Raw genomic sequence first — 7,967 nt, 5'->3', positions numbered from 1 at the left:
TCGCGCATCGAAAGCGCCCCGATGCTGCGCGGCGTGATCACCCAGATCAACGGACGCCCCGCGCGTGAGGTCGCGGGCGATCACTGGGTGGTGCGCGGCGACCGCGGGCTGACCTATGCCGAGTCCCCCGATGACGACACGGTGATCACCGCGGGCGAATGGTGGGCACCTGACTATGACGGCCCGCCGCTCATTAGCTTTGCCGCCGAAGAGGCCGAGGAGATCGGGTTAGAGCTTGGCGATACGCTGACCATCAACGTGCTGGGGCGCGACATCACCGGCACCATCGCCAGCTTCCAGGAGGTCGACTTCTCGACCGCGGGGATCGGGTTTATCCTGACCATGAACCCCGCCGCCCTGACCGGCGCGCCGCATACCTATATCTCGACCGTCTACGCCGATGCAGAGGCCGAGGCACCGATCCTGCGCGATCTGGCCACCGCCTACCCCAACATCACCGCGATCCGCGTGCGCGATGCGATCGACCGCGTGGCGGCGGTGCTTAGCGGGTTGGCAGCGGCGACATCCTACGGCGCGGCGGCTACTCTTCTGACCGGCTTTCTGGTATTGATCGGGGCAGCCGCCGCCGGGGCGGATGCCCGCCGCTATGAAGCCGCCTTGCTGAAAACGCTGGGGGCCTCGCGGCGCAGCATCGCCGCCAGCTTTCTGATGCGTGCCGCTCTGCTGGGGCTCTTCGCCGGCGCCGTTGCCCTGCTGGCAGGTATCTTGGGCGGATGGGCCGTGAGCCGCTTTGTGATGGACACCAGCTTTGCCGTGGTTTGGCCTTCGGCGCTGTTGATCGTCACTGGGGGCGCGCTGGCGTCGATCCTTGCCTCGCTTGGCTTTGCGATCAAAGCCTTGAACGCCAGACCCGCGCAGGTGCTGCGCGCCCGCGAATAGATGGAACCGATAGACCGAAAGAGGGATACAACAATGACGCAGACCACCCAGACACTGCCCGCCCCCCTGCCACCCGTTCTGACGGCAGCCCAGCAAACGCATGTGGTGAACGTCCTGCGCCGTGCCGCACGGGCCGAGGTACTGCCGCGTTTCCGCAACCTCGCCCCGGCTGATATCGACACCAAATCCGGCCCCCATGATCTGGTCACCGCTGCCGATCTGGCGGCCGAGGCAATGATCACCCGCGCCCTCGCCACGGCCTATCCGGATGCGCTGATCATCGGCGAAGAGGCGGTATCGGCCGACCCCGCCCTGCAGGACAAGATCGCCGACGCCCCACTGGCCTTTATCCTTGATCCCATCGACGGCACATCGAATTTCGCCCACGGGCTGTCCACCTTCGGCATGATCCTTGCGGTCACGCGCTTTGGCAAACCGGCCTTCGGCGTCATCTATGACCCGGTCAATGACGACTGGGTGATCAGCGATGACACCAGCACCCCGCGCTTTGAACGCGCCCTTGGGCAGTCGCGCCCGCTGCGGGTCAGCATGGGCAAACAGATCGAGGACCTCAGCGGTTTCGTCCCGCTGGGGAACTTCAGCAAAGACCTGCGGGGCAAAGTCGCGGCCACCCTGCCCAGCTTTGCCAAGGTGAACTCGCTTCGTTGCTCGGCGCATGAATACCGTACTGTCGCCCAAGGGCACGCCGATTTCGTGCTCAGCGGGACGCTGCACCCTTGGGACCACGCAGCCGGCGCGTTGATCTGCGCCCAAGCCGGTGCCCATGTCGAGATGCTGTCGGGGGGCCCCTATGACGCGACGCTGCGCACAGGGCATATTCTGGTGGCACCGGACAAAACGACATGGAACCGCCTGCGCAAGGTCTTTGCCTTCCTCGCCGACGACTGAGCCCGCAATGCAAAACGGGCGCGAGGTTTCCCCCGCGCCCGTTCGATCGCATATATAGGGAACAGCTTACTCAGCCGCCTCTGCGTATTCCTCCATCGGGGGGCAGGTGCAGATCAGGTTACGGTCGCCATGCACGTTGTCGACACGGTTGACCGGAGGCCAGTATTTGTCGACGCGGAACGCACCGGGGGGGAAGCAGCCCTGCTCGCGCGTGTAGGGGCGATCCCACTCGCCGACCAGATCCTCGACCGTATGCGGCGCGTTCTTTAGCGCGTTGTTCTCGCGCGGCATATCGCCATCTTCAATCGCGCGGATCTCGTCACGGATCGCGAGCATCGCGTCGCAGAAACGGTCCAGCTCGGCCTTGGTTTCCGACTCCGTCGGTTCCACCATCAGCGTGCCCGCGACAGGGAAGCTCATCGTCGGCGCATGGAAGCCGGCGTCGATCAGACGTTTTGCAATGTCATCCACCGTCACGCCCGCGCTGTCCTCGAACGGGCGCACATCAAAGATACATTCATGGGCGACACGTCCCGTCGGCCCCTTGTACAGCACCTCGAACGCCCCTTCGAGCCGCTTGGCAATGTAGTTGGCGTTCAGGATCGCCACCCGCGTCGCCTGCGTCAGCCCGTCACCGCCCATCATCAAGCAATACGACCACGAGATCGGCAGCAACGATGGCGACCCGTAGGGTGCCGCCGAAACAGCGCCTTCACCGCCGTTCGGATGACCGGGCACATGGGGGATGAGATGTGATTTCACGCCAATCGGCCCCATGCCGGGGCCACCGCCCCCATGCGGGATGCAGAAAGTCTTGTGCAGGTTCAGGTGGCTGACATCACCGCCGACATCGCCCGGACGCGCCAGACCGACCATCGCGTTCATATTCGCCCCGTCGATATAGACCTGCCCACCGTGATCATGGGTGATCTTGGTCACCTCGGTCACGGTTTCCTCGAATACGCCGTGGGTCGAGGGATAGGTGATCATGCAACCGGCAAGGTTCTCGCTGTGCTTTTCCGCCTTGGCGCGGAAGTCGTCCAGGTCGATGTCACCATTGGCCGCCGTCTTGATCACAACCACCTTCCAGCCGACCATATTGGCGCTGGCGGGGTTGGTGCCATGGGCCGACATGGGGATCAGGCAGATGTTGCGATGCCCCTGCCCGTTGGCACGGTGATAAGACGCAATCGCCAGAAGGCCGGCATATTCCCCCTGCGCGCCAGAATTCGGCTGCATGGAAATCGCATCATACCCCGTGATGTCACAAAGCTTGGCCGACAGGTCGTCGATCATATGCTTATAGCCAAGCGCCTGATCCTGCGGCACAAACGGGTGGATCATCGAAAACTCGCGCCAGCTGACGGGCATCATCTCCGCAGCCGAGTTCAGCTTCATCGTGCAAGACCCCAGCGGGATCATCGCGCGGTCCAGCGCCAGATCACGGTCGGCCAGACGGCGCATATAGCGCATCATCTCGGTCTCGGCGCGGTTCATGTGGAAGATCGGATGGGTGAGATAGGCGCTTTCACGTAGCATATCATCGGGGAACCGATACTGCGCCTCGAATGTCTCGTCGCTGCGGCGGATGCCAAAGGCGCGCCAGACAGCTTCGATCGTCTCGGGCACCGTCCGTTCGTCCAGCGTGATGCCGACACGTGTTTCACCGACGCGGCGCAGGTTGATGCCTTCGTCCACTGCGGATTTCATGACCGCGGCCTGCAAGGGGCCGACATCAACCGTCACCGTGTCGAAGAAGGATTTGGGATCGACCTTAAAGCCGGCCTCCTCCAGCCCGTTCGCCAGGCGCACCGCCTTGCGATGGATGCGCTGCGCGATGGCCTTCAGCCCCTCGGGCCCGTGGAACACCGCATACATTGACGCCATCACAGCCAGCAAAGCCTGCGCCGTGCACACGTTAGAGGTCGCCTTTTCGCGGCGGATGTGCTGCTCGCGGGTCTGTAGGGACAGACGGTAGGCGCGGTTGCCATGCGCATCGATTGACACGCCCACAATCCGCCCCGGCATCGCGCGCTTATAGGCATCCTTGCACGCCATATAGGCCGCATGCGGACCGCCATAGCCTTCGGGCACGCCAAACCGCTGGGTGGATCCGACAGCGATATCGGCCCCCATGGCACCGGGCTCTTTCAACAGCGTCAGCGCCATAGGATCGGCCGAGACGACGCCCAAGGCACCGGCCTCATGCAGCGCGGCCATATGGTCGGTAAAGTCGCGCACATGGCCGTAGGTGCCAGGGTACTGGAACAGCGCCCCGAAGACGGCGCTCGCGTCCATCTTGTCAGGGTCGCCGATAATCACCTCGATATCCAGCGGGGCTGCGCGGGTCTGAATCACGGCGATGTTCTGGGGGTGGCAATCGCGGTCGACAAAGAACGCCTTGGCCTTTGATTTCGACAGGCGCAGCGCCATGGTCATCGCCTCGGCACAGGCCGTCGCCTCGTCCAGCAAGGACGCATTGGCGACCTCAAGCCCGGTCAGATCGCTGACCATGGTCTGGAAGTTCAGCAATGCCTCAAGACGCCCCTGGCTGATCTCGGGCTGGTAGGGGGTGTAGGCCGTGTACCATGCGGGGTTTTCAAAAATATTGCGCTGGATCGCAGGCGGCGTCACCGTGCCGTGATAGCCCTGCCCGATCAGCGAGGTGAGCACCTTATTCTTGCCCGCCACCACGCGCATGTATTCCAGCACTTCGCGCTCTGACATGGGCTTGCCGAAATCCAGCGGCTCTTTCTGGCGGATCTGCGCGGGCATCGTGTCATCGATCAACGCGGCAAGGCTCTGTGCGCCGACGGTTTTCAACATGTCCGACATCTCTGCCGGGGACGGCCCGATATGTCTGCGATTGGCAAAATCATACGGCAAATATTCGGTCGGTTTGAAAACCATGGCGCGGGGCCCCTCTTCCAAATGGTATAAAAATCCCCGCCGGAGGCTCCGACGGGGGCAGCGGGATTTACCCGATGAACTTCTGATAGGCGGCTTCGTCCATGAACTCGTCCATCTGGCTTGGATCGGACGCCTTCATCTTGAAGAACCACGCCTCGCCCTGCGGATCGTCATTCACCATCGCGGGGTTGTCGGACAGCGTGCTGTTGACCTCGATGATCTCTCCATCGATCGGTGCCAGAATGTCGGACGCGGCCTTGACGGATTCGATCACGACGACCTCGTCGTCCTTGCTGACGGTCGTGCCTTCGTCGGGCAGCTCGACAAACACCACGTCGCCCAGTTGTTCAGCGGCGTGAATGGTGATGCCAACGACGATCTCGTCGCCTTCAACCCGCAGCCATTCGTGCTCTTCGGTAAACTTCATTCTTTCATCCTTCGCTAGATTATCTTTTAAAATTCGCCGCAACAAAGGGCAGCTTGGCCACAGTCACCGGCAGACGCTTGCCACGGACTTCGCCCCACAGCATCGTATCAATACCCGCCTGCGCCTCACTGACATAGCCCATTGCAACAGGCCCGCCTACCGTCGGCCCGAAACTGCCCGAGGTGACCTCGCCCACTTGTGTGCCCCCTGTCGCGGCGTCGAACAGCGGTGTCCCGTCGCGCATCGGCGCACGGCCTTCGGGGGCCAGACCGACACGCTTGCGGCCGACACCATCGTCGAACGCCGCCTGAACGACATCGGCACCGGGGTAGCCGCCCGCGCGTTCACCACCGGCGCGGCGCGCTTTCTGGATCGCCCAGGTCAGGCTGGCCTCTACCGGATTGGTGCCCGCGTCGATGTCATTGCCATAAAGACACAAGCCCGCCTCAAGCCGCAGCGAATCCCGCGCGCCCAGACCGATGGGTTCCACGCCCTCAATCTCCAGCAACCGGCGGAGCAGTGTTTCGGCGTGGGCCTCCGGCACCGAAATCTCGAAGCCATCCTCGCCGGTATAGCCCGACCGCGAGGCCCAGACCTCTACCCCGTTAAGCGTCAATGTGCCGAAATCCATGAACCGCACTCCGTCCGCGGCGGCATCAAGCGATGCCACAGCCGCCCCCGCCGCAGGGCCCTGCACAGCCACCAGCGCGCGGTCGGTGATCGGGGTCACGGTGATCTCTGGCTCCAACGCCGCCTTCATGCGTGCGATATCGGCATCCTTGCAGGCGGCGTTGACCACGACGAACAGGTCATCCCCACGGCGCGCGAACATCAGGTCATCCTCGATCCCGCCGGCGTCATTGGTGAAGAACCCATAGCGCTGCCGCCCGTCTTCCAGCCCCAGCACATTCATCGGCACCAATGTCTCGAACGCCAACGCCACGGCGTCCCACGACGGGCCGGTCACCATCACCTGCCCCATGTGGCTGACATCAAAAACGCCCGCTGCGGCGCGGGTGTGCAGGTGCTCTTTCATCACGCCCATCGGATACTGCACAGGCATGGAATAGCCCGCAAAGGGCACCATCTTGCCCCCCAGTTCCAGATGAAGATCGTATAGCGGTGTCTGTTGCAAATCGCTCATGGTCACGCGGCCTTTCCCTATCCAGAAGGCCATCGACCATACTGGCACCCAGCAGACCGCAGGAATGCAGCCTGTCAAATGCCCCCTCTGTCCTTTCGCCTGAGATCGTTATCCCTTCGGCGGACGCTGTCGCGTCACTCTCCAGAGTTGTTAGGTCCCGTTGCGGTCCTTTGGCCTGAGAGTTTCCGGGGCGGTTGCTCCTTCGGCACCGGCTTGCGCCGGTTCTCCCGTAACGGTGTGGGCAAGTGCTATGCCGGAACGCAGCGCTGCGTCAAGCAAAGTTGATAGGGCGGCGCGAAAACTTTCATCCGGCGCCGCGATATTGGGCAGCACATCGGGTGCTGCGCGTGCAAGATGTGGACATCATCGCGCAGCGGCGCCAAAACACCCGCATGACACCATATTTCTTCGGCTATGGCAGCCTCGTAAACCGCAATACCCACGCCTATCCAGACGCCCGTCCGGCGCAGCTTCGCGGCTGGCACCGGCTTTGGGTGCGCATCGAAGGCGCCGCGCATGTGTTCCTGAGCGTGCTGCCCGAAGAGGGCACCGTGATCGACGGGTTGATCGCGGCAGTCCCCGGTGCCGATTGGGTGGCGCTGGATACGCGCGAAACCAATTATGATCGCATCGGGTCGAACGGGGCGGTGGTGCATGACATCATCCCGGCCCCCGATATGGCGCATTATTCCGTCCCCACAGACACCCATGTGACATCGGGCGACCATACCATCCTGCTCAGCTATCTTGATGTGGTGGTGCAGGGGTTCCTGCGCGAATATGGCATCGACGGGGTGCAGCGTTTCTTTGACACGACGCGGGGCTGGGATACGCCGATCCTGAACGACCGCGCCGCGCCGAAATACCCGCGCGCGCAAGAGCTTACCGCGCAGGAAACCGCGCTGGTCGACCAGCATCTGACCCGCCTATCGGCGCAGGTGCAGTAGCGACATCAACCGCCCGTCGCGGGCGAAAACCTCGGGCTTGGCGCGTTTGCGCTGCCCGCCTTGCGCGATCATCCGCCGCGCGAGCACCCAGGCCAGCGCCCCGAACAGCACCCCCGCCGCCGCCTGCCCGATCAGCACACCGGGGGCCCCGAACAACAGGCTGCCACCCCAGACCAGCGGGATCATCCCCAGCGTGTTGCGGCCCCAGTTGGTCACGGTCGAATAATAGGGGTGTCCCATATTGTTGAACGCCGCATTCGACACGAACAACACGCCGTTGAAGAAGAACGCCAGGGATAGCGGCCCGCAGAACAGATAGATCAACGTCAAGGTGATCCCCTGCGCATCAAACATCGCCGCCAGCGGCGCGCGGAACGCAAACAGCGCGGCCGAGATGACGACGATCACCAAAGCGGCAAAGCTGACCCCCGCGGCATAGGTCCGCTTGACCCGCCCCAGATCGCCCGCGCCAAAGTTTTGCCCGATGATCGGCCCCACCGCCCCCGACAGGGCAAAGATTACGGCAAAGGCAACGGGCATCATGCGGCTGACAATCGCCATGCCTGCGACAGCATCCTCGCCATAGGCGGCCATTGCACGGGTGACATAGGCCTGCCCCACCGGCGTGGCGACCTGCGTTAGAATGGCGGGCACCGCGATGGACAACACGGGCATCAGATCGCGCCATAGCCCCGCGGGGCGCGGCATCGCGATCCCGCCATAGTGGCGT

Annotated in this window: 7 protein-coding genes and 1 riboswitch; of the genes, 3 read left to right on the top strand and 4 right to left on the bottom strand. The window is 63.3% G+C overall.

What is annotated here, in order from left to right; genetic code table 11:
- Together B3849_RS04350 and B3849_RS04345 are read left to right on the top strand one after the other, a co-directional pair.
- Positions 1 to 900: ABC transporter permease (locus B3849_RS04350; RefSeq protein ID WP_286779867.1), on the top strand; the 900-nt coding region annotated here is incomplete at its 5' end.
- A gap of 33 nt (positions 901 to 933) precedes the next feature.
- Positions 934 to 1,809, top strand: coding sequence for an inositol monophosphatase family protein (locus B3849_RS04345; protein WP_278424860.1), 876 nt, complete (start codon positions 934 to 936; stop codon positions 1,807 to 1,809).
- Between the two features lie 66 nt (positions 1,810 to 1,875).
- Here B3849_RS04345 and gcvP read toward each other — a convergent pair whose 3' ends face one another.
- From gcvP to gcvT, 3 genes are all read right to left on the bottom strand, one after another.
- Positions 1,876 to 4,719 carry an aminomethyl-transferring glycine dehydrogenase gene (gcvP, locus tag B3849_RS04340; protein WP_278424859.1) on the bottom strand — a complete coding sequence of 948 codons (2,844 nt, stop codon included), beginning with the start codon at positions 4,717 to 4,719 and terminating at the stop codon, positions 1,876 to 1,878.
- Positions 4,720 to 4,786: 67 nt separating this feature from the next.
- Positions 4,787 to 5,146: a glycine cleavage system protein GcvH gene (gene gcvH / locus B3849_RS04335; protein ID WP_005851355.1), complete on the bottom strand. Its 360-nt coding sequence runs from the start codon at positions 5,144 to 5,146 to the stop codon at positions 4,787 to 4,789.
- Between the two features lie 19 nt (positions 5,147 to 5,165).
- Complete coding sequence (gcvT, locus tag B3849_RS04330) at positions 5,166 to 6,290, bottom strand: glycine cleavage system aminomethyltransferase GcvT (RefSeq protein WP_278424858.1); 1,125 nt, start codon at positions 6,288 to 6,290, stop codon at positions 5,166 to 5,168.
- Positions 6,291 to 6,443: 153 nt separating this feature from the next.
- Positions 6,444 to 6,530, bottom strand: a riboswitch (glycine riboswitch).
- 152 nt (positions 6,531 to 6,682) lie between these two features.
- On the opposite strand from gcvT, the gene B3849_RS04325 reads away from it, so the two are divergent.
- Entirely contained in the window at positions 6,683 to 7,237 is a 555-nt protein-coding gene (locus B3849_RS04325) for a gamma-glutamylcyclotransferase family protein (protein ID WP_037944899.1), read from the top strand.
- On the opposite strand, the gene B3849_RS04320 is transcribed toward B3849_RS04325, so the two are convergent.
- A partial coding sequence (locus tag B3849_RS04320; RefSeq protein ID WP_286779866.1) for an MATE family efflux transporter occupies positions 7,217 to 7,967 on the bottom strand: 751 nt, incomplete at its 5' end. The two genes, B3849_RS04325 and B3849_RS04320, sit on opposite strands and share 21 nt — an antisense overlap.

This window comes from Sulfitobacter sp. UBA4523 (genome assembly GCF_002388305.1).
GTDB lineage: Bacteria > Pseudomonadota > Alphaproteobacteria > Rhodobacterales > Rhodobacteraceae > Sulfitobacter > Sulfitobacter pontiacus.
This window is presented reverse-complemented; position numbering and strand designations above follow the sequence as displayed.